The 20046-nt window shown below is 74.6% G+C and carries 19 protein-coding genes; 14 read left to right on the top strand and 5 right to left on the bottom strand.

From position 1 onward, the window contains the following. Position 1: 1 nt before the first annotated feature. The 6 genes from sufU to IEY37_RS05985 all read left to right on the top strand — a co-directional run bounded on the left by sufU (position 2) and on the right by IEY37_RS05985 (position 5788). Positions 2–478 (top strand): Fe-S cluster assembly sulfur transfer protein SufU, encoded by a 477-nt coding sequence (gene sufU, locus IEY37_RS06010; protein ID WP_188940581.1) that lies wholly within the window; start codon positions 2–4, stop codon positions 476–478. Positions 479–633: 155 nt separating this feature from the next. Beyond that, positions 634–1011, top strand: coding sequence for a metal-sulfur cluster assembly factor (locus IEY37_RS06005; RefSeq protein WP_373298268.1), 378 nt, complete (start codon positions 634–636; stop codon positions 1009–1011). A 56-nt stretch (positions 1012–1067) separates the two neighbouring features. After that, on the top strand, positions 1068–2063 hold the full coding sequence (locus tag IEY37_RS06000) for an alcohol dehydrogenase catalytic domain-containing protein (protein WP_188940580.1): 996 nt from the start codon (positions 1068–1070) through the stop codon (positions 2061–2063). 267 nt (positions 2064–2330) lie between these two features. Further along, positions 2331–3419, top strand: a complete 1089-nt coding sequence (locus tag IEY37_RS05995) for a neutral zinc metallopeptidase (RefSeq protein WP_188940579.1) — start codon at positions 2331–2333, stop codon at positions 3417–3419. Between the two features lie 88 nt (positions 3420–3507). Further along, a complete protein-coding gene (locus IEY37_RS05990) occupies positions 3508–5055 on the top strand; it encodes a deoxyguanosinetriphosphate triphosphohydrolase family protein (protein ID WP_188940578.1) in 1548 nt (515 codons plus the stop codon). 46 nt (positions 5056–5101) lie between these two features. After that, entirely contained in the window at positions 5102–5788 is a 687-nt protein-coding gene (locus IEY37_RS05985) for an acVLRF1 family peptidyl-tRNA hydrolase (RefSeq protein WP_188940577.1), read from the top strand. On the opposite strand, the gene IEY37_RS05980 is transcribed toward IEY37_RS05985, so the two are convergent. Further along, positions 5785–6042 carry an SCO4848 family membrane protein gene (locus IEY37_RS05980; RefSeq protein ID WP_188940576.1) on the bottom strand — a complete coding sequence of 86 codons (258 nt, stop codon included), beginning with the start codon at positions 6040–6042 and terminating at the stop codon, positions 5785–5787. The two genes, IEY37_RS05985 and IEY37_RS05980, sit on opposite strands and share 4 nt — an antisense overlap. 187 nt (positions 6043–6229) lie before the next feature. Here IEY37_RS05980 and IEY37_RS05975 point away from each other — a divergent pair, with 187 nt between their 5' ends. Further along, positions 6230–7096, top strand: a complete 867-nt coding sequence (locus tag IEY37_RS05975; protein WP_188940575.1) for an aldo/keto reductase — start codon at positions 6230–6232, stop codon at positions 7094–7096. 10 nt (positions 7097–7106) lie between these two features. On the opposite strand, the gene IEY37_RS05970 is transcribed toward IEY37_RS05975, so the two are convergent. After that, entirely contained in the window at positions 7107–7478 is a 372-nt protein-coding gene (locus tag IEY37_RS05970; RefSeq protein WP_188940574.1) for a VOC family protein, read from the bottom strand. A gap of 73 nt (positions 7479–7551) precedes the next feature. Here IEY37_RS05970 and IEY37_RS05965 point away from each other — a divergent pair, with 73 nt between their 5' ends. Continuing rightward, positions 7552–9174, top strand: coding sequence for an ABC-F family ATP-binding cassette domain-containing protein (locus IEY37_RS05965; RefSeq protein WP_188940573.1), 1623 nt, complete (start codon positions 7552–7554; stop codon positions 9172–9174). 161 nt (positions 9175–9335) lie between these two features. After that, complete coding sequence (locus tag IEY37_RS05960; RefSeq protein WP_229673973.1) at positions 9336–9590, top strand: helix-turn-helix domain-containing protein; 255 nt, start codon at positions 9336–9338, stop codon at positions 9588–9590. On the opposite strand, the gene IEY37_RS05955 is transcribed toward IEY37_RS05960, so the two are convergent. Continuing rightward, on the bottom strand, positions 9577–10932 hold the full coding sequence (locus tag IEY37_RS05955) for a family 4 glycosyl hydrolase (protein ID WP_229673972.1): 1356 nt from the start codon (positions 10930–10932) through the stop codon (positions 9577–9579). The genes IEY37_RS05960 and IEY37_RS05955 overlap by 14 nt on opposite strands. Positions 10933–11089: 157 nt before the next feature. On the opposite strand from IEY37_RS05955, the gene IEY37_RS22485 reads away from it, so the two are divergent. The 5 genes from IEY37_RS22485 (at position 11090) to IEY37_RS05930 (ending at position 17292) form a co-directional block, all read left to right on the top strand. Then, positions 11090–12196, top strand: a complete 1107-nt coding sequence (locus tag IEY37_RS22485) for a PfkB family carbohydrate kinase (RefSeq protein WP_268237975.1) — start codon at positions 11090–11092, stop codon at positions 12194–12196. A 341-nt stretch (positions 12197–12537) separates the two neighbouring features. Continuing rightward, positions 12538–13935 (top strand): ABC transporter substrate-binding protein, encoded by a 1398-nt coding sequence (locus IEY37_RS05945; RefSeq protein WP_188940572.1) that lies wholly within the window; start codon positions 12538–12540, stop codon positions 13933–13935. Positions 13936–13960: 25 nt separating this feature from the next. After that, a complete protein-coding gene (locus tag IEY37_RS05940) occupies positions 13961–15001 on the top strand; it encodes a carbohydrate ABC transporter permease (RefSeq protein WP_188940854.1) in 1041 nt (346 codons plus the stop codon). A gap of 95 nt (positions 15002–15096) precedes the next feature. Further along, positions 15097–15930 (top strand): carbohydrate ABC transporter permease, encoded by an 834-nt coding sequence (locus tag IEY37_RS05935; RefSeq protein WP_188940571.1) that lies wholly within the window; start codon positions 15097–15099, stop codon positions 15928–15930. Positions 15931–16428: 498 nt separating this feature from the next. Beyond that, a complete protein-coding gene (locus IEY37_RS05930) occupies positions 16429–17292 on the top strand; it encodes a hypothetical protein (protein WP_188940570.1) in 864 nt (287 codons plus the stop codon). Between the two features lie 32 nt (positions 17293–17324). Here the strand turns inward: IEY37_RS05930 and IEY37_RS05925 are convergent, their stop codons facing one another. Both IEY37_RS05925 and IEY37_RS05920 read right to left on the bottom strand, forming a co-directional pair. Beyond that, positions 17325–19373: a thioester domain-containing protein gene (locus IEY37_RS05925; RefSeq protein WP_188940569.1), complete on the bottom strand. Its 2049-nt coding sequence runs from the start codon at positions 19371–19373 to the stop codon at positions 17325–17327. An 87-nt stretch (positions 19374–19460) separates the two neighbouring features. Continuing rightward, complete coding sequence (locus IEY37_RS05920) at positions 19461–20039, bottom strand: TetR/AcrR family transcriptional regulator (protein WP_188940568.1); 579 nt, start codon at positions 20037–20039, stop codon at positions 19461–19463. Positions 20040–20046: the final 7 nt, after the last annotated feature.

Below are 20046 nucleotides of genomic sequence, written 5' to 3'. Positions count from 1 at the left end.
GATGCAGATGGAGCAGCTCTACCAGGAGATCATCCTGGACCACTACCGGGCGCCGCACCACCACGGCCTGCGCGACCGGTTCCAGACCGAGGTGCACCACGTCAACCCGACGTGCGGCGACGAGGTGACGCTGCGGGTCCAGCTGTCCCCGGGCGCGGACGGCGTCCCGGTCGTCGACGACGTCTCCTACGACTCGCTCGGCTGCTCGATCTCGCAGGCGTCGACGTCGGTGATGACCGACCTGGCCATCGGAGTGCCGCTGCCGGACGCCCTGGCCACGCTCGAGGAGTTCACCCGGATGGTCACCAGCCGCGGCACCGTGGAGGGTGACGAGGACGTCCTCGGCGACGGGGTCGCCTTCGCCGGCGTCGCCCGGTATCCCGCCAGGGTCAAGTGCGCGCTGCTGGGCTGGATGGCGTTCAAGGACGCCGCCAGCCAGGCCGTGGACCGCACGCCCGACCTCGCCGCCCGCGGCTGAGTGCACCGACCCACCCGGCGCACCCGCCCCGCGACCCCTCAGGAGGAGCAGTGACCGACACCACCTCGGCCCCGGTCGACGTCCGGGCGACCGCCGCAGCACCCGCCCAGGGCGGCGGCGACGGCGCCGACCGGGCCGGCCGGACCGCCGGCGATCTGGACCAGGCCGGCGCGGCGCCCGCCGCTGAAGCCCCGCCGGCCGCCGGCGTCGACCCCGCCACGATGGACGACATCGAGGAGGCGCTGCGGGACGTCGTCGACCCCGAGCTCGGCGTCAACGTCGTCGACCTCGGCCTGGTCTACGACCTGCAGCTGGACCCCCAGCGCAAGCTGACCATCGACATGACGCTGACCAGCGCCGCGTGCCCGCTCACCGACATGATCGAGGACCAGATCGGCGCCGCCCTGCTGGGCCAGCAGCCACCGCTGGTCGACGACTTCGCGATCAACTGGGTCTGGCTGCCGCCGTGGGGTCCGGAGCGGATCACCGACGACGGCCGCGAGCAGCTGCGGGCGCTGGGCTTCAACATCTGACGCGGCCGGCGCGGGCCGGTCGAGCCGGCACCGCCGGCCGTGGAACCCTGTCCGGTGTGAAAGCACTCGTCTACCGAGCCCTCGGCGTCGCCGAACTGACCGACCTGCCCGTCCCGACGCCCGGTCCCGGTGAGGTGCTGCTGCGGGTCGACGCCGCCGGCATCTGCCGCACCGACCTGGAGATCCTGGCGGGCAACTATTCCGCGATCTTCCCCGTCGTCCCGGGGCACGAGTTCGCCGGAACCGTCGTCGATCTCGGTGCCGGCGTCGACCCCTCGTGGCGCAACCGGCAGGTCGCGGTCGACCCCTTGATCACCTGCGGGCACTGCCGGTGGTGTCGTGCCGGCCGGCCGAACCTGTGCGCCGACTTCCAGGCCTACGGCTCCGAGCGGGACGGCGGGCTGGCCGAGTACGTCGCCGTCCGGACCGAGAACCTGGTCAATGCAGAGGATCTCGCGCCGGAGGTGGCCGCGCTGGCGGAGCCGCTGGCCTGTGCCGAGAACGGCGCGGCCCGGGCCGGCGTCGGACCGGCCGACGACGTGCTGATCGCCGGGGCCGGCCCCATCGGCCTCCTGATGCTCACCGCCTTCGGTGTCCGCGGGGCCCGGGTGACCGTCGCGGAGCCGCAGGCGCAGCGCCGGGAACGGGCGCACCGCTTCGGCGCCGCCGAGTCGTTCGCCTCCGTCCCGGAGGCGGTCGCCGCGCGCGACGGCGCAGGGTTCGACCTGGTCGCCGACGTCAGCGGACGACCGGACGTCGTGCAGCAGTGCCTGGGCGCCATCCGCAAGGGCGGCCGGCTGCTGCTGTTCGGCGTCTGCCCGCCCGGATCCGCGGTGCAGCTCGACCCCCACGACGTGTACGCGCGCGAGCTGACCGTGCTCGGGTCGTTCTCCGTGAACGGCACGCTGCCCGCCGCGGTGGCCTCGCTGCGGGACACCACCGCGCCGGTCGCCGAGCTGATCACCCACCGGCTCCCGCTGGACGCCCTGCCCGGCGCCTTCGACCTCGTCGGTGCACCGGACTCGTTGAAGGTCCAGCTCGCGCCGCACTGAGCCGGGGCGGGTCGCGCGGCCTGCGGAGGATCGCGGCCGCCGGTGGCAGACCGGCGGCCGGACGTGACTGGAGGTTCCGGGGCGCGGCGCCGCCCGTTCGACCTCGCTGCTCCGCTCACCCCCCGATCCCGCGGGCCGGCAGGGCGGAGGCGCCGTCCGGGCCCCGCGCCCCCGCCGTCCCGGGCACGGCGGTCCGGCCACCCGGTCGGGGTCTGACGCAGGCTCCGCCGGATTGGTACGGTTCGCCCGTCTTGCGGGAGGGGATCGATGCCACACCGAGCGTCCGTCGCGGCCGGTCCCGGGTCGGGCCGGCGGGCATCGTGGCCCGTTGCCGCCGTCGCGGCGGTCGCGGTGGCCGTCGCGGCGATCACGGCCACCGTGGCGGTCGTCCACCCGGCGAGCCAGGTCGGCGGCACCCCCGTCGTGCTGGCCGGCCCGCCGGTGGTACCCGCCAGTGGTCCTCCGGCGACCGACTCGTTGGGCCCCACCGCGGCGCCGCCCGGCCCGTCGACGAGCACGGCGGTGCCGGTCACGGCCGGGACCGCGGCCACCCGACCGGCGGCCGCAACGCCACCGGCCCGGACGTCGACCCGCACGGTCACCGTCACCGAGCGGCCCGGAGCGTCGGCCGGGCCGACCGGCGCACCGTCGACCCGCCGCCCGTCCACCCGCCCGGCCGCCCCGCCGAGCACTACCGCGCCGCAGTCGACGGCGCCGGGCACGACCCGGACCCGGTCGACCCTCGGGCTCAGCGGAGACGCCGCGGTCTACCGGGACGCCGACACGGCCGTGACGGCGGTCGAGGCCTACTGGGACGACGTCTTCACCGGCTGGGACGTGACCTGGATCGGCCCCACCGTGTGGCAGGGGGACGGCTTCTACGACTCCGCCTCGGCGGTGCCCGGTCCGTCCTGCCACGGCCGTCCGGCACCGGAGATGAACGCCTCGTTCTGCGGCGACGGCGTCCCGGGCGACGGCGTGGTGTCCTGGGACCTGCAACTGCTGCGGGCCGGTCACCGGGCGTTCGGCGACCCGTTCGTCTACCTCGTCGTCGCGCACGAGTGGGGTCACGCCGCGCAGGAGCGCTTCGTCGCCGACGGCGAGGCGCCGGCCGTCCTCGCGCAGCAGGAGCTGCAGGCCGACTGCCTCGCGGGCGCCACGCTGGCTCGGGCCGCCGACGACGGGCGGCTCACCCTGCGGGCCGGGGACACCGAGCGGCTCCTCGGGTCGCTGAACGCCATGGGGGACTCGCACAGCGGGGCCGGGACCGGCGACCACGGGTCGTCCGCCCAGCGCGAGGCCTGGTTCGGCAAGGGCTTCGACGGCGACATCGAGTCCTGCCTCGGTCACCGCTGAGCTCCGCCGGCGGCCGTGCGGGGCGGGGCCGGGCGCCACCGGTTCTGCTGGACGACGGTGTGCCGGACCCGGCCGGTAGGTTGCCCGGGTGGACCCCCGGCTCGCGCGACGTGGCACAGCCTCCCGGACGGAGGGGGGACCGCAGGGCCTGGCCGCGGCCGAGTTCCGCACCGACCTGGAACGGATCCGCTTCTCGCCGTACTTCTCCCGGCTGGCCGCCGTCACCCAGGTGATCTCCCAGGGCGCCGCCGGCCAGGTGGTGCACAACCGGCTGACACACAGCATCAAGGTCACGGCCGTGGCCCGGGCGATCGCCGTGCGGCTGGCGTCGGGGCCCGACGGAGCGCTGCTGGAGCGGCTCGGCGGCTGCGACCCGGTGGTCGTGCAGGCCGCGGCGAGCGCCCACGACCTCGGTCACCCGCCGTTCGGCCACCTCGGGGAGCGGGTGCTGGACCGCATCGCCCGCAACCGCTTCGGACTCGCCGACGGGTTCGAGGGCAACGCCCAGTCGTTCCGGATCCTGACCGCGCTGGACGTGCACGACCTGCACGGGGACGGCCTGGACCTCACGGCGGCGACCCGGTGCGCCGTGCTGAAGTACCCGTGGGCGCGGTACGGGGTCCCGGACCCGCACCCCTCGGCGGCCGACCCGGCGCCGCGCGGCGCCGGCCCGGGCCCGGAGGCCCACGGATCCGGCAAGTTCTCGGCGTACTCGGTCGACGTGGGGGAGATGCTCGCCGCGCGGTCCGCGTACCCGCGGATCGCGCCGTGGCAGCAGACCGTGGAGTGCTCCGTCATGGACATCGCCGACGACATCGCCTACTCCCTGCACGATCTCGACGATTTCCACCGCGCCGGCGTGCTGCAGCACGCCAGCGTCGCAGCGGAGTTCCGCACCTGGACCAGGGAGCGGTCCGCCCTCGCGGCGCTGCCGTCGGCCGAGCTGCGGGCCGACGACCGCCGCCCCGGCCGGTCGCTCGAGCTGCTGCGCCGCCGGCTGCACGCCAAGGACGGCTGGATCGTCGACGACGACGCCTTCGCCACCGCGGTGGGCCGGGTGGCCACCGACCTCGTCGACGGGCTGCTGGCGGTGCCGTTCGATTCGTCGCGGGCGGCGGAGCGGGCGGTCGGGCGGTTCACCGCCACCTGGATCGCCCACTTCGAGGACTCGGTGACCGTGCTCGCGGATCCGCCGGTGCGGGCCGCGCACGTCGTGCTCGGCCGGCAGGCCTGGCACGAGGTGGCCGTGCTCAAGTTCGTCCACCAGCGCTTCGTCCTGGACCGGCCGGACCTGGCGATGTTCCAGCGGGGCCAGGCGCAGGTGCTGTCGTCGCTGGTCGGTGATCTGGACTCCTGGCTGTCCGACCCGATGGACGCTCCGCGGGCCCCGCGGCGGCTGCTGGACCTGGTCGAGTTGGCCGCGGACGGCTACCGGACGCTGGCCCGCGACCGGCCCGAGCTGCTGGTGCACCCGACGGGCGAGACCGGCGCCACCGCCGACGACCTGGCGCGCTGGGCCAGGGGTCGCGGGATCCTGGACTACGTCGCGTCGCTCACCGACGACCGGGCGGTGGACGCGTCGGCGACGCTGGCCGGCCACGCCGCGCGGCTGTGGGACGCCGGGTCGGCACTGTGACGCGGCAGCGTCGAATGGGCACTGTGACGCGACAGCGGCGGGCCGCATGACGCGTCCCCGCCCGGCCGCGGGCGGCGGGGTCGCGGTCCTGGTCCCGGCCGACCGGTTGGTCGGCTGGGTGAACCGCTTCGCCGGCCGCAACGACGGGCTGGCCGGCCTGTCCGCCACCGCCGACGCCGTCCTGCTCACCGCGGTGGACGGCACCACGGCGACCCTGGCCGTGCCGTTCCCGCCGATGTCCACGCACGGGCGCGAGCCCGTCGAGGCCTTGCTGCACCACCTGGCGGACCTCGGCGTGCTGGGGATCCTGCTGGTCCGGGCGGGCGCCCACTCCGTGGGGCTGGCCAGGGCGGGTGTCGTGGTGTCGTCCTCCACCGAGCGTAGCTATGTGCAGGGGCGTACCGCGGCGGGGGGCTGGTCGCAGCAGCGCTACCAGCGCCGGCGCGGCAACCAGTTGACCGCGGCGTTGGACGACACGGTCGCCGTGGCGGCCCGGCTGCTGGTGCCCCGGGCCGGCGAGCTGGCCGGGCTGGTCGCCGGTGGCGACGCGTCCGCGGTCGACCGGGTGCTGGCGGACCCGCGGCTGGCGCGGCTGCGTGCGCTGCCGCGCCGGTTCTTCGGCGACGTGCCCGAACCGCGGCGGGCGGTGCTCGACGAGGTGGCCGGCCGGGCGCTGCAGGTGCTGGCGACCGTGCGGCCGCCGGGCGCCCGACCGCTGCCCGAGGGCGGTTAGCCGACCCCTGCGCCGGTCCGGTCGCGGGCGAGCAGGCCCCGCACACCGAGCGCGCCGACCGCCGTCCCGATGGCCACGGCCGACACGATCAGCACCGCGTGCACCCACAAAAAGGCGGTGGGCGCCGATCCGCCCACGGCGCCGTGCCAGGCCCGGCCGTCCTGCCAGATCGCCACGGCGAACCGCGGCCAGATCGCCCAGTTGAACAGGCCGGCGAGGACCAGGAAGACCGACCATCCGCGCGTGAGCCGCATGCCGCCAGTATCCCGACGGCCCAGGGCGGGCAGGACGGGACGGGACCCCGGGACGTGTGACGGATCCGTCAGGGACCGGGTCCAGCGGAACAGGGCGCCGCGAGGCCGGGTTGCAGCCGGTGTCCGTGACGGGTCGGGGTCCGCGAGGCCCGGCGACCCGGGTCCGACGAGCGAAGAGAGTCCTGTCATGACGACGACCACCACGCCGGCCGAGGCGTCCGGCACCTTCCGGATCGGCGGATCGCTGCCGGTCCGACGGCTGGGCTTCGGCAGCATGCAGCTGACCGGACCCGGTGTCTGGGGCGACCCGAAGGACCCCGACGAGGCGGTGCGCGTGCTGCGCCGCGCCGTCGACCTCGGGGTCACCCTCATCGACACGGCCGACTCCTACGGGCCGTACGTCGCCGAGGAGCTGATCCGCGCTGCGCTGCACCCGTACCCGGACGACCTGGTCATCGCGACCAAGGCGGGCCTGACCCGGCCCGGCCCGGGCGACTGGCGTCCGGTCGGGCGCCCGGAGTACCTGCGCCAGGAGGCCGAGATGAGCCTGCGCCGGCTCGGCCTGGAGCGCATCGACCTGTTCCAGCTGCACCGCATCGACCCGCAGGTGCCGCTCGAGGACCAGGTCGGCGAGCTCGCCGCGCTGCAGCGGGAGGGCAAGATCGCGCACATCGGGCTGTCCGAGGTGTCCGTCGACGAGCTGCGCGCGGCCCAGCAGCATGCCACCATCGCCACCGTCCAGAACCTGTACAACCTGACCGACCGCAAGTCCGAGGACCTGCTCGAGGTCAGCGCGCAGGAGGGCATCGGCTTCATCCCGTGGTTCCCGCTGGCCACCGGCAAGCTGGCCAAGCCGGGCGGGCCGCTGGAGCAGCTGGCGCAGCGGCACGGCGCGTCGGCGTCGCAGCTGGCGCTGGCTTGGCTGCTGCACCGGTCGCCGGTCATGCTGCCGATCCCCGGGACGTCGTCGGTGGCGCACCTGGAGGACAACGCGGCCGCGGCGGCACTGGAGCTGTCCGACGACGAGTTCGCCGAGCTGTCCGAGCTGTCCTGACCGGGGCCGGTCAGTCCGCCGGCAGGTGGCTGACCAGCCCGACGAGGTTGCCCTCGCTGTCCCGGACGAAGGCGTGCCATTCGGTCAGGCCGGCCGGGCCGAGGGTGTCGTCGCGGTGCGTGAAGATCACGTGCGGCTCCGATTCGACGGCGACACCCTCGGCCCGCAGTTCGGTCACCCTGGTCCGGACGTCGGGGACGGTGAGGTACAGCAACGCCGGGGGCGCGAGCCGGTCCAGCAGCAGCCGGGTACCACCCACCACGAAGAAGAGCAGTCCCGGCGGGTCGAACCGCGCCGCGGCCGGCGTCCCGAGCAGCGCCTCGTAGAACCGCTCCGCGCGGTCCAGGTCCTCGGCGTGCTGGGCGACCTGCAGCAGTTCCACGGTGGCCCCTTCCGGGCGAGGTCACGCCGGTGATGCGGGGCCGGCGGGCGTCGCCCCAGTAGACTCGGCACACGTGATCACCGCAACCGGCCTGGAGCTGCGGGCCGGGACCAGGATCCTGCTCGCCGACACGACGCTGCGCCTGCAGCACGGCGACCGTATCGGCCTTGTCGGGCGCAACGGCGCCGGCAAGACCACCACGCTCCGGGTGCTGGCCGGCGAGGGCCAGCCGTACGGCGGCACGGTCACCCGCAGCGGGCCGCTCGGCTACCTGCCGCAGGACCCCCGCGAGGGCGACCTGGACATCACGGCCAAGGACCGGGTGCTGTCGGCCCGTGGGCTGGACACCCTGGTGGCGGAGCTGGAGAAGATCCACATCCAGATGGCGGAGCTGACCGGCGCCGCCCGGGACGCCGCCGTCGAACGCTACGGCCGCATCGAGGAGCGGTTCGCGGACCTGGGCGGCTACGCGGCCGAGTCCGAGGCCGCGCGGATCTGCTCGAACCTGGGCCTGCCCGACCGCGTCCTGGTGCAGCCCATGCGCACGCTCTCCGGCGGCCAGCGCCGCCGCGTCGAGCTGGCGCGCATCCTGTTCGGCGCGCAGGCCGACACCGGCGGCGGTCAGGCGACGCAGCTGCTGCTCGACGAGCCTACCAACCACCTGGACGCGGACTCGATCACCTGGCTGCGCGACTACCTGAAGAACTACGCCGGCGGCCTGGTGATCATCTCCCACGACGTGGAGCTGCTCGGCGCCGTGGTGAACAAGGTGTGGTTCCTCGACGCCGTCCGCGGCGAGCTGGACGTCTACAACATGAACTGGGCGCGCTACCTCGAGGCCAGGGCGACCGACGAGCAGCGCCGGCGCCGGGAGCGGGCCAACGCCGAGAAGAAGGCTTCCGCCCTGCTCAGCCAGGCGGCCAAGCTGGGCGCCAAGGCCACCAAGGCCGCCGCGGCCCACCAGATGGTGCGCCGCGCCGAGGCGCTGGTGGCCAACCTGGACGAGGTGCGGGTCGCCGACAAGGTCGCCCGGATCCGGTTCCCGAGTCCGGCAGCGTGCGGGCGCACGCCGCTGACCGCGAGCAACCTGTCCAAGTCCTACGGCTCGCTGGAGATCTTCACCGGGGTGGACCTGGCCATCGACCGGGGCAGCCGGGTGGTCGTGCTCGGCCTGAACGGCGCGGGCAAGACCACGCTGCTCAAGCTGCTCGGCGGCCGGGAGCGCCCGGACACCGGCGCGGTCGAGCCCGGGCACGGGTTGAAGCTCGGCTACTACGCCCAGGAGCACGAGACCCTGGACCCCGACCGGACCGTGTGGGAGAACACCCGCAGCGCGGCACCGGACGCCGGCGCCCAGGAACTGCGGAACCTGCTGGGCACGTTCCTGTTCACCGGCGAGCAGCTGGACCAGCGGGCGGGGACGCTGTCCGGGGGCGAGAAGACGCGGCTCGCGCTCGCCGGGCTGGTGTCGTCCGCGGCGAACGTGCTCCTGCTGGACGAGCCGACGAACAACCTGGACCCGGCCAGCCGCGAACAGGTGCTCGACGCGCTCCGCCGCTACGAGGGAGCTGTGGTGCTGGTGACGCACGACCCGGGTGCGGTGACCGCGCTGAACCCGGAGCGGGTCATCCTCCTGCCGGACGGCACCGAGGACCACTGGTCCGCCGACTATCTCGACCTCGTCGAACTGGCCTGAGCACCTGGCGCCGCCGGGTGCGGCCACGGGCGGGTGCCCGCCGGGACGCCATTGCCGGGTGAATGGCGTCAGCGGTGGCGACGGTGTGGAATCTGATCGATCATTGATTTCACAAGTCCCGGGCTCCGGCGCGGGCCGCACACGAGGAAGAGGTGTGGGGAGTGGCTGCAGAGGCCTCGACCGGTTCGGGGAAGTCCGCGGGCAAGACGGCGGCGATCCGCAAGGGCAGCCGGATCACCGGCACGGCGCGCGACAAGCTGACCGCGGATCTCCGCAAGAAGTACGAGAAGGGCCAGAGCATCCGCGCGCTGGCCGAGAGCACCGGCCGGTCCTACGGTTTCGTGCACCGGCTGCTGGTGGACGCGGCCGTGCCGCTGCGCGGACGCGGTGGCGCGACGAGGGTCAAGAAGAAGTAGCGGCGGTACCGGCGGGGCGGGGCCACGGCCAGTCCGGATCCACCCTGGCCAGGGCTCCGGCCAGCAGAGGGGACGCCGCCTCCCACGACCCGACGAGCGGATGCAGGGCGAAGGCGCGCCGGGCGTCCGCGGTGCTGCCGTGGGTGACTGCGTGCACCATCGCGTCCTCGGCGGCGCGCACCGACGCGAGCAGCCCGAGCCGGTGCAGATCCAGTGGCGGTGCGGGTCGCGGCCGGACACCGGTGGCGTCGACGTCGCACAGGGTCTCGACGACGGTGTCCGCCGGGAGCTGCGGCACCGCGCCCCCGTTGCGGACGTCGAGGACGAGCCGGGCCGGCCGCCCGCCGGTCAGGGCCTCGAGTGCGTCCAGCGCCACGTCCTGGTAGCCGCCGCCGGTCAGGTCCGCCTCGTCCCGGTCCTCGTCCGCCGCGCGCCCCTCGGCCAGGTACGTCCGTTCGCGCTGCAGCCGGGCCGCGCGCCACAGGTCGGCCGCCCTGGGCAGCGCACCGCCCGCGGCCGCGTAGAACGCCGCCTGGTCCGCGGCCAGCACCTCGCCGCGGGTGCGGCCGGCGGCCAGCTCCCTGGCCAGCTCGCGCGAGCGGTAGAAGAAGTACAGGTACTCGTTCGGCAGGTACCCGAGGGCGTCGAGCAGCTCGGCGCCGAACAGCCGGCCCTCCTCGAACCGCTGCAGCCGGGCCGGGTCGGCGAGCAGCTCGGGCAGCACGTCCCGCCCGCCGGAGCGCAGCGCCGTGAGCCAGCCGAGGTGGTTGATGCCGACGTAGTCCGGGTCCGCCGCGGCCGGGTCGACACCGGCGGCCCGCGCCGCCCGCGCGACGAGTCCGGTCGGTGAGTCGCAGATACCGACCACCCGGTCGCCGAGCAGCTGCCGGGCCGCCTGCGTCGTCATCCCGGCCGGGTTGGTGAACATCAGCAGCCAGGCGTCCGGTGCCACCTCGGCCTGCGTCCGGGCGGCCGCGAGCACCGCCGGCAGCGACCGGACCGCGTAGGCCAGGCCACCCGCGCCGACCGTCTCCTGGCCCAGCAGGCCGAGCCGGAGCGCGTCCCGCTCGTCGGCCACCCGGGCGGCCGCGCCGCCCACGCGGATGGCGGAGAACACGGCGCCCGCTCCCTGCAGCGCGTCGCGCAGGTCGGTGCCGGTCCGGACTCGCGGCCCCGGTCCCGGCCGGGCGGTGCCGGCGACGACCGCCTCGACGACCGCCAGCCGGCCGCGGTCGACGTCGTGCAGGACGATCTCGTCGATGCCCAGCTCCGGCCGCCGCCGGACGGCCTCGACGAGCAGCGGGGTGCGGAAGCCGCCACCGCCGAGGACCACGAGCCGCACGGGGCCACGGTAGCGGGCCGGGACGGCTCCGCCGCGGCCGAGGCAGGGCGCGGGCGTGGCGGTGGGCAGCGGCACCGGCCGCCCGCCGTGCGGGCCCGGTGACGCGCGGGCGGGGACCCGGCGGGGTCCCGGCCGACCGGCGTGGCAGGCTGGGCCGGTGGTGGGAGCGGGGTCCGCGGACGGTGCGGAGAGCGGTGGACCGGGCCCGGGGCCGGACCCGGTGTCGCCCGAGCTGGACATCTTCATGCTCGGCACCACCTACTTCGACATGGTGCTGACCGGCCTGCCGTCGCTGCCCCGGGCCGGGGTCGAGCTGCACGCCGACGGCATGGGCTCCTGCCCCGGCGGCGTGGCCAACCTGGCGGTGGCCGCCAGCCGGCTCGGGCTGCGCACCGGTCTGGCGTCGACCTTCGGGGACGACGTGTACGGCGAGTTCCTGTGGCGCACGCTCGCCGACGAGGGCGTCGACCTGTCGCTGTCCCGCCGCATCGGTGACTGGCACTCGCCGGTCACCGTCTCGCTGGCGGTGCAGCGGGATCGCGCGATGGTGACGCACAGCCACCCGTCGCCGGTGCCGATGGCCGAGCTGGTGCCCGAGCCGCCGGCCGCCGCGGCCGGTGTGGTCTCGATCGGTGCCGAACCGCAGACCTGGGTGCCGGCGGCGAAGGACAAGGGCATGCGGTTGTTCGGGGACGTCGGCTGGGACGCCAGCGAGCAGTGGTCCCGCTCGGTGCTGGACCAGCTCGACGACCTGCACGCGTTCCTTCCGAACAGCACGGAGGCCATGGCCTACACCCGGACCGAGGACCCCCGGGCGGCGCTGATGGAGCTGGCCGACCTGGTGCCGGTGGTCATCGTGACCTGCGGCGGGCAGGGGGCCATCGGGGTCGACTCGACGACCGGCGAGGAGGAGTGGGTGCCCTCCCTGCCGGTGAACGCGGTCGACGCCACCGGGGCGGGCGACGTCTTCGCGGCCGCCTTCATCCTCGGGACGCTGCGCGACTGGCCGCTGCGCAACCGGATGGCCTTCGCCAACCTGTGCGCCGCCCTGTCCGTGCAGCAGGTCGGCGGGTCGCTGGCCGCCCCCGGCTGGGGCGACCTGTCCGACTGGCTCGACGGCGTGCAGCGGTCGGCGGCCGGCGGCTCCCGGTCGGCGGCCGTGCTCGCCCACAGCTACGAGTTCCTGCGCCCGGCGCTGCCCGAGGTCCCAGGCCGGGCGGTGCGCCGGGCGGTGGCCACCGTGGCACGGTTCTCCGACGCCTGATCCTCCAGGGTGGTCGGTCCCGGGTGACGGGTGCGTGCGCGGACACCTCGGCCGGGCCGGGCGGTCGGACCGGTACCCGGCCGCCACGACCAGGTGGGGCCGTCCGCGGGCCGTCCGCGGGCCGTCCGCGGGTCGTCCACCCGGTTCGGACCCGGCATCGGCGTGCTCGACCCCCGGCGCGCGACCGGCCGGTTTCCGGGTGCCCGCCGCGGGGCACCGGACGCGCGGTGGGGGAGCCGGCACGGCCGGCAGGGCGGCGCCCGGCCGGGCCGTCGGTGGCCGGGCATACCATCGTTGCTGGTCGCGCGAGACGCGGCCGACAGCTTGTCGAGAGGACATCCATGGATCTGCATCCCGTGTCGGGCACCGGCTCTCCGGTGTCCCGCCGCCGGTTCTTCGGTGTGGCAGGGCTCGTCGCGGCTGCCGGAGTGGCGACGGCGTGCGGCTCGAACACCGGCCGCGACGGGGGCTCGTCGAGCAGCGCCGCCGGCCCGGCCACCTCGACCGCCGGCGGCACGTCCGGATCGGCCGGATCGGCTGGTTCGGCCGGATCCGGCGCGGCCAGCGGTACGGCCCCGGCGGGCTCGGTGTCGTTGTCGCAGTGGTACCACGCCTACGGCGAGGAGGGCACCCAGCAGGCCGTCGAGCGCTACGCCGCCGGGTACACCAAGGCCAAGGTCACCGTGCAGTGGAACCCGGGCGACTACGACAAGAAGGTCGCCGCCGCGCTGCTCACCGGGTCGGGCCCGGACGTGTTCGAGACCGGCAACGGGCCGTCCATCGACCAGATCCAGAGCGGCCAGGTGGCGCCGCTGGACGGCATCCTCGGCTCGGCGCAGAGCGACTTCACCGCGTCACTGGTCGAGCGGATGTCGTACAAGGGCAAGCTGTACGCCGTCCCGCAGGTCATCGACATGCAGCTGCTGGTCTACCGCAAGAGCATGCTCGACAAGGCCGGCGTCAAGCCACCCACCACCTTCGACGAGCTGGTCGCCGCCGCCAAGGCGCTGACCACGTCGGACGTCAAGGGCCTGTTCCTGGGCAACGACGGCGGCGCCGGTGTCATGGTCGGCCCGGTGCTGTGGTCGGTCGGCGCCGACTACCTCACCAAGGACAACGCCGTCGGGTTCGACGACCCGAATGTCGCCACCGCCTTCGGCCGGCTGCACGAGCTCTTCGCCAGCGGCTCGCTGCTGCTGGGGGCGCCCACCGACTGGTCGGACCCGTCGTCGCTGACGCAGGGGCTGACCGCCATGCAGTGGACCGGTCTGTGGACCTTCCCGGTGCTGGCCAAGGAGCTCGGCGACGACTTCGGCGTGCTGCCGTGGCCGAAGTTCTCGGCCACGGTCGGGTCGCCGTCGGTGCCGATCGGCGCCTACGGCTCGACGGTGTCGGCCAAGTCGAAGGACGTCCAGGCCGCCAAGGACTACGTGCGGTGGCTCTGGGTGGAGAACACCGCCGACCAGCTGGACTTCGCGCAGAGCTACGGGTTCCACGTGCCGGCCCGCAAGAGCCTGGCGGACAAGGCCGACAAGCTGAAGTCGGGACCGGCCGCCGACGCCGTCGACATCCTGCAGAAGTACGGCCACGCCCAGACGCCGCTGCTGTGGACGCCGGCCTCGGGCACGGCGATGAGCGACGCGGTCACCAACATCGTCAAGTCCGGCGCGGACCCCAAGGCGGCGCTGGCCGGGGTCCGCACGACGGTGCAGGCCGAGCTCGCCCGCGTCGCGAAGTAGCCCCGTGGCCGCGCCCGGCGACACGCTGTCGTCCGCACGGCACGGGTCCGGGGCCGTCCCCGCCGCGGGACGGTCCCGGCCCGGCTGGGGCCGGCGGCTCGCCGGACAGCAGAACCGCAACCTGTGGTTCTGGGTGTTCGTCGGCCCGTTCGCGCTGGGGCTGCTGGTCTTCGTCTACATCCCGATCGGCTGGAGCGTCTACCTCAGCTTCTTCGACGCGCGGAACACGGTCACCCCAACGGTCTTCGTCGGCCTGTCCAACTACCGGGAGATGCTGACCGACCCGGCGTTCCTGTCCAGCCTGGGCACGTTCGTGCTGTTCGCGCTGTTCATCGTGCCGCTGACCTTCGCCGGCGGGCTCGGACTGGCGTTGATGGTGCACCGGGCGCGCCGCTTCAAGGCGTTCTTCCGCTCCGTGTACTTCCTGCCGACCGCCTGCTCGTACGTCGTGGCGGCCCTGATCTGGAAGATGTCGATCTTCTCCGGCGTCCGGTTCGGGCTGCTGAACACGGTGCTGCGGGCGGTCGGGCTGCCGCCGGTGGCCTGGCTGTCGGTGACGCACCCGCCCTGGTACTGGCTGGTCATCGTCACCCTGCGGCTCTGGCTGCAGGTCGGCTTCTACATGATCCTGTTCCTGGCCGGGCTGCAGCGGATCCCGACGGTGCTGTACGAGGCGGCCGCCGTGGACGGGGCCAGGCCAGGCTGGCAGACGTTCCGCTTCATCACCTTCCCGCAGCTGCGGGCGACATCGGCGGCCGTGCTGGTGCTGCTGCTGATCAACGCGTTCCAGGCGTTCGACGAGTTCTACAACCTGCTCGCGGTGGCCGGGGCCTCCGGCGGGGGCGGCTACCCGCCGTACGCCCGGCCGCCGCTGGTGTACCTGTACTACATCGCGCTGGGCAACCAGCAGGACTTCGGGCACGGGTCGGCCGGCGCGGTGATCCTGGCGCTGGTGATCGCGGTGTTCACGGTGCTGCAGGGCAGGCTGCTGGGCGGCCGCCGGCGGTCCGACGAGGCGGCGCCGGCAGGCCGGCGCAGGACGCACCGGCGGGAGGCCGACGCATGACGGCGGGCGGCGGCGCCCCGACGCCGGGCGGGACGGCGGTGGCCCCGGTGCCCGTTCCGGCGGGCCGGCCGGCACGGCGGCGGACGGGGATCCCGATGACCCCGGCGCAGCGCTGGGGATCGGCGGTCCGCTCGCTCGTGCTGGTGCTGGGCGCGCTGCTGTTCCTGCTGCCGTTCTACCTGCTGGTGCGCAACGCCTTCAGCACCAACGCGGACATCACCTCCCCGCAGTGGACGTTCTTCCCGCGCACCGTGCAGTGGGCCAACGTCTCGGAGCTGTTCGGCGACCCGGCCGTGCCGATGGCCCGCAGCCTGGTCAACTCGATCGTCATCTCGTCGGTGCAGACGGCCGGTGCCGTCCTCGTCGGCGCCCTCGCCGGCTACGGCCTGGCACGGATCCCGTACCGCTACGCGGGCGTGGTGCTGGGGGCGATCGTCGCCACCCTGCTGATCCCGGCGGCCGTGACGTTCGTGCCGACGTTCGTCATGGTCTCGACGCTGGGCTGGGTGTCCACGCTCCGGGGCCTGATCGTCCCCGGCCTGTTCCAGGCCCTGGTGGTGTTCCTTTTCCGGCAGTACTTCTCGAACTTCCCGCGCGAGCTGGAGGAGGCCGGCCGCATCGATGGGCTCGGCTACCCGGGCGTGTTCTTCCGCGTCGTGGTGCCGAACTCGGCGTCGTTCTTCGCGGCGATCTCCACGATCACCTTCATCGGCAGCTGGAACGCGTTCCTGTGGCCGCTGGTCATCGCCCAGGACTCCACCTCGTGGACCGTGCAGATCGCGCTGTCCACGTTCCTGACCGCCCAGACGATCAACCTGCACGAGCTGTTCATGGCCGCCGCGGTCTCGATCCTGCCGCTGCTGGCGCTGTTCGTGCTCCTGCAGCGGTTCATCGTCCAGGGCGTGGAGTCCACCGGCATCAACGGCTGACCGGGCCGGCCGCCGCCCGCGAGGAGACGGTGGCCGGACGACCGCCGTGCGCGGTGCCGGCGGCGGTGCGACGCTGGCGGTATGCGCCGTTCGTCCCGGGCGTCCGCCTGGCTGCTCTCCGCCGTGACCGTACTCGTCGTGGCCGCCTGCGGGGTGGGCGCGCCGAGGGACGCCGGGGGCGGCTCGACGCCGCCCAGCGCCGACGCGGGCGGTCCGTCCAGTGCCCTGTCCGGCGTCACGTCCGGCTCCTCCGGTTTCTCCGGCTCGCTCTCCGCGTCCGGTGCTACGTCCGCCCCGGCGGACACCCGGTCGGGTCCGTCCGGCCCGTCGACCGGGTCACCGGCGGCACCGGTCACGACGGCCGCACCGAGGGCAACCTCGCCGGTCCCGACGGCCCCGCCGTCGGCCGGAGCGTCCGGAACCCGGATGCACGCATCGGGGTCGGTCACCACGCCCGACCCGTCGCCGACCGTGCCGACAGAGCCGACGGTGTCGACCGTGTCGACCGTGCCGACCGTGCCGCCGGTCGTCGTCCGCTTGGGGACGCCGCAGGTGACCGCCGTCCGGCTCAGCGGCCTGTTCGTCGAGAAGGCCGGTGTGGTGCGGGCGTGCCCGCCGTATGCGGTCGCCGGCGTCGGGCGGACGACGGTGGTCTCGGGGGTGGTCCGCGAGCTGCCGGACGTGCCGGGCTGCGTCCATGGCATCCCGGTGTCCGGGTTGGACGTCGGCCGGCTGGACGGCCGGCAGTCCTACGGCGGCACCACCTGGGGCTCGGCGGCCGTCACCGCCACCTACGACGGCTCCCGGCTCACCGTGACCGGCCAGCGACCTCCGGACCGGTGGGCGTCGCCCGACCGGAGCACTCCCTGTCCCGAGCCGGCCGCGGGGTGGCGCCGGGGACCGGTCGGCCACGGGCCCGGTGTCGCCGGCATCCAGCACCTGGTGCAGGTGCAGCCCGCCCGTTTCGGGACGCTGTCGCTGTCCCGGCCTTCCGCGGCGGACCGGGCGTCGACCCCGACCCTCTCCACCGACTCCGTCACCGAGGTCCTGGTGGTGGGGGTGACCGGCGACGTCACCCGGGAGCGGCAGGCGCTGGCCCGGGTGTTCCCCGGCAACCTGTGCGTCGTGCACTCGCCGGTCAGTGCGGCGACGGTGCAGCAGCAGGTCGACCGGCTGAGCGCCGTGCTGGAGCGGCCGGAGTTCCGCGGCTCGGTGATCGGCTGGGGCGGCGGTGAGCGGAGCATTGGGGTACCGATCCTGCACCTCGATGTCCCGTTCTGGACCGCGCAGCTGCAGCAGGTGTGGGTGGAGCTCGGCCGCCCCGCCGTCGACGTGGAGGCCTGGCTCACGATCACCGACTGATCGGGCCGCCGGCAGGCGGCCGGTGTCCCGCCTCACCGGTGACGCGCGGACCTCCGCCGGCGGCCGGGCACCAGCAGCCCGATGCCGATCAGGATGGCCAGCGACGCGGCGGCGGCCGCCGGCACCAGCCCGGCGGGCACCCCGGTGTCCGGCAGCACGTGCGGGTGCGGCGTGGTCGGCGTGGTCGGTGTGGTGGTCACCGTCACGGTGGTCGGGGCCGCCGTCGCAGTGGTGGTCGGGGTCGCGGTCGAGGTCGAGACGGCGGTCGTCGGAGCAGTGGCCGTGGACGTCGGGCCTACCGTCGACGAGCTGGTGCTGCCGGTGATCGTCGTGGGTGTCGTGGTGGTGCTCGGTGCGGTGGTCGGCGTCACGGAGCTGGTGGGGCTGGTCGGGCTGGGTGTGGTCGGGGGGGTCGTCGTCGGCGTGGTGGTCGGTGTGGTCGGCGGTGGCACAACCTGGTACTCGTTCCGCACCGCGACCGTCGCCGGGTCGCCGGGCGGGACGGCCACGGTCGTCGGGTCGATGTGCACGGAGGCGCGGACCGTGTCGGTCGACCCGTCGGTGGGTTCGGTGACCGTGCACAGGGTGCCCACCGGAGCGGTCACCGTCACCGGCTCGACGGTGGTCTCTCCGGCCGGGATCGGGATGGACACGGAGGCCTGACCGGCACACGACACGAGAACGAGGGCCGCGCCGTGCTCGGCGGCCGCGGGGCCGGCGATGGCGGTGTCGACCTGGACGCTGCCCATCACCGCGGTCACCGTGTCGGTCACGGTGACCTGGACCGTCCCGCCGTCGGGCACGGTCAACCGGCCGGGCGGATCGACGGCCACGGACACCGCCACGGCCGGCGTCGCACCGGTGTCCGGCTCGCTGACCGTGCAGAAGCTACCCGGCGGGATCCCGCGCACGATCCGTGTCGACGTCCCGGTCGCCCCGGGCGGGACGTCGATGCGCACGTCGTCCTGGCCCGGACGGCAGCTCAGCACGACGGTCGCGGCGCCCTGCCGGCCGGCGGCGTCACCGGTGATCACGATCGAGACCTGGACCGAGCCCGGGTCCAGGAACTGCGCGTCGGAGGCGGCTCGCACCTGCACGCGCGCGGTGGTGGCGAGGATCAGCTTCTGGGCCGTCCCGACGCCCGGGGTGTTGCCGTCGTAGAGGTAGACGATGCCGGTGCGGACGGTCTGCACACCGGTCGCCCGCAGCCGCGCGGACCCGGCACCGGTCGACCGGAGGTAGATCTGCTGCCCGTCCCCGACCTGGGCATCCTGGGCCAACGGCCGGTCGCCGTCGGCGTCCGTGGACATCGTCGCGCCGGCGGAGCGGACGGTCACCGTCTCGTCGAGGTCCGAGTGCACGGTGAAGGGGCCGGCCGCGTCGCCCGCCGGCGTCGAGGCGAACGTCGGGTCCAGGGACAGCTCGGGCAGCGGCGGCGGGTCCAGCCGGCCGGCCTCCAGAACCGCGGCGACCAGGTCGGCCACGGCGCCGCGGAGGGGGTCGGCCCGGTCGAGCACGTAGTCGTCGGTGAAGAACCAGATGGCGGCCTGCACGGCCGCCGCGCGCTCGTCGTCCCCGGACAGGCCCGCCGGCTGCCCCGGGACGGCCGGATAGGTGGTGGTGAGCGTCCGCGCGACGTAGCCGACGTTCGGCACCGTGGCCTGGTCCCAGGACCCGATGCGGTAGCCGATGCCCGGGTACGTCGTGGTGGCCAGGTCGATGCAGTACAGCACCGAGGTGAGGCTCCCGTCGGCGGACGCGGCGGTGATCGTCCCGGCGAAGTCCTCGTTGCGCTCGATGAATCCGCGGGGCAGCGGGCCGCTGAAGGTGGAGGTCCGCGGGTATCCGGCCAGCGGGTCGAACGGGGTCCCGTCCGGGACGCCGCCGATCAGGCCGCGGCCGTGACCGAAACCGGTCATCACCAGTTCGGTGGTGTCGCCCGCGACCGGGCCCGGATCACCGGCGCCGGGTGGGACCGGCACGGCCGTCGCGGCCGGAGCTGCGGACACGGCCAGCCCCAGCGCGGCGAGCAAGGCACACAGCAGTAGGACCAGCCGCGGCGGTGCCACCCGGTTCGGCACGGCGGCCCCTCACGGTCAGGCGACAGCAGGACACGCAGAGGGTACGTCAGATCACGGAAAGTGGTACCCCGACGAGTGCGGACGAGCTCAGCGGGCGACCTCGACCTGTGACCGCCGGACCGAGGTCTCCACGACGTCGAGCACCGGCGCCAGGGCGTCCGAGGACCGACCCTGGGCCAGGTGCGCCACGACGCCCTCGAGGATCAGCTCCAGGTAGGAGGCCAGCACCTCGACATCGACGTCGTCCCGCAGCACCCCGGCGGCGCGCTGCCGGTGCAGCCGGTCCCGGGTCGCCTGCCGGACCTGCGCGGAGCCGGCGGCCAGGGCGTCCCGGAACACCGGGTCGGTGCGCGACCGGCGCGCCACCTCGAGCTGGGTGCCCAGCCAGCCGGGATCCGGGGACGCGATCATCTCGCGCATGACGGTGACCAGGCCGTCCCGCTCCACGGTGCGCGCCATCGCGGCGGCATCCTGAGCGGCGAGCGCAAGGAAGAGCGCGTCCTTGTCGGCGAAGTGGTGGAAGATCGCGCCGCGCGACAGGCCGGTCTGTTCCTCCAGCACGCGCACGGTCGCGCCCTCGAACCCGTGCCGCGCGAACGCGGCACGGGCTCCGGCGAGGATCTGCTGGCGGCGGGCCAGCAGGTGGTCCGGGCTGACGCGGGGCATCGGTCAG

It is taken from the genome of Nakamurella endophytica, from assembly GCF_014646215.1.
Lineage (GTDB): Bacteria > Actinomycetota > Actinomycetes > Mycobacteriales > Nakamurellaceae > Nakamurella > Nakamurella endophytica.
Note: the sequence above shows the minus strand (reverse complement) of the source record. Positions and strands in the feature narration are given on the sequence as shown.

Excerpts from the sequence above, each read along its gene's own strand:
- IEY37_RS05945 (WP_188940572.1), top strand. The coding sequence starts at position 12,538 with ATGGATCTGCATCCCGTGTCGGGCACCGGCTCTCCGGTGTCCCGCCGC.
- IEY37_RS05980 (WP_188940576.1), bottom strand. The coding sequence starts at position 6,042 with ATGCGGCTCACGCGCGGATGGTCGGTCTTCCTGGTCCTCGCCGGCCTG.
- IEY37_RS05985 (WP_188940577.1), top strand. The coding sequence starts at position 5,102 with ATGACGCGTCCCCGCCCGGCCGCGGGCGGCGGGGTCGCGGTCCTGGTC.
- sufU (WP_188940581.1), top strand. The coding sequence starts at position 2 with ATGCAGATGGAGCAGCTCTACCAGGAGATCATCCTGGACCACTACCGG.
- IEY37_RS05920 (WP_188940568.1), bottom strand. The coding sequence starts at position 20,039 with ATGCCCCGCGTCAGCCCGGACCACCTGCTGGCCCGCCGCCAGCAGATC.
- IEY37_RS05935 (WP_188940571.1), top strand. The coding sequence starts at position 15,097 with ATGACCCCGGCGCAGCGCTGGGGATCGGCGGTCCGCTCGCTCGTGCTG.
- IEY37_RS05995 (WP_188940579.1), top strand. The coding sequence starts at position 2,331 with ATGCCACACCGAGCGTCCGTCGCGGCCGGTCCCGGGTCGGGCCGGCGG.
- IEY37_RS05975 (WP_188940575.1), top strand. The coding sequence starts at position 6,230 with ATGACGACGACCACCACGCCGGCCGAGGCGTCCGGCACCTTCCGGATC.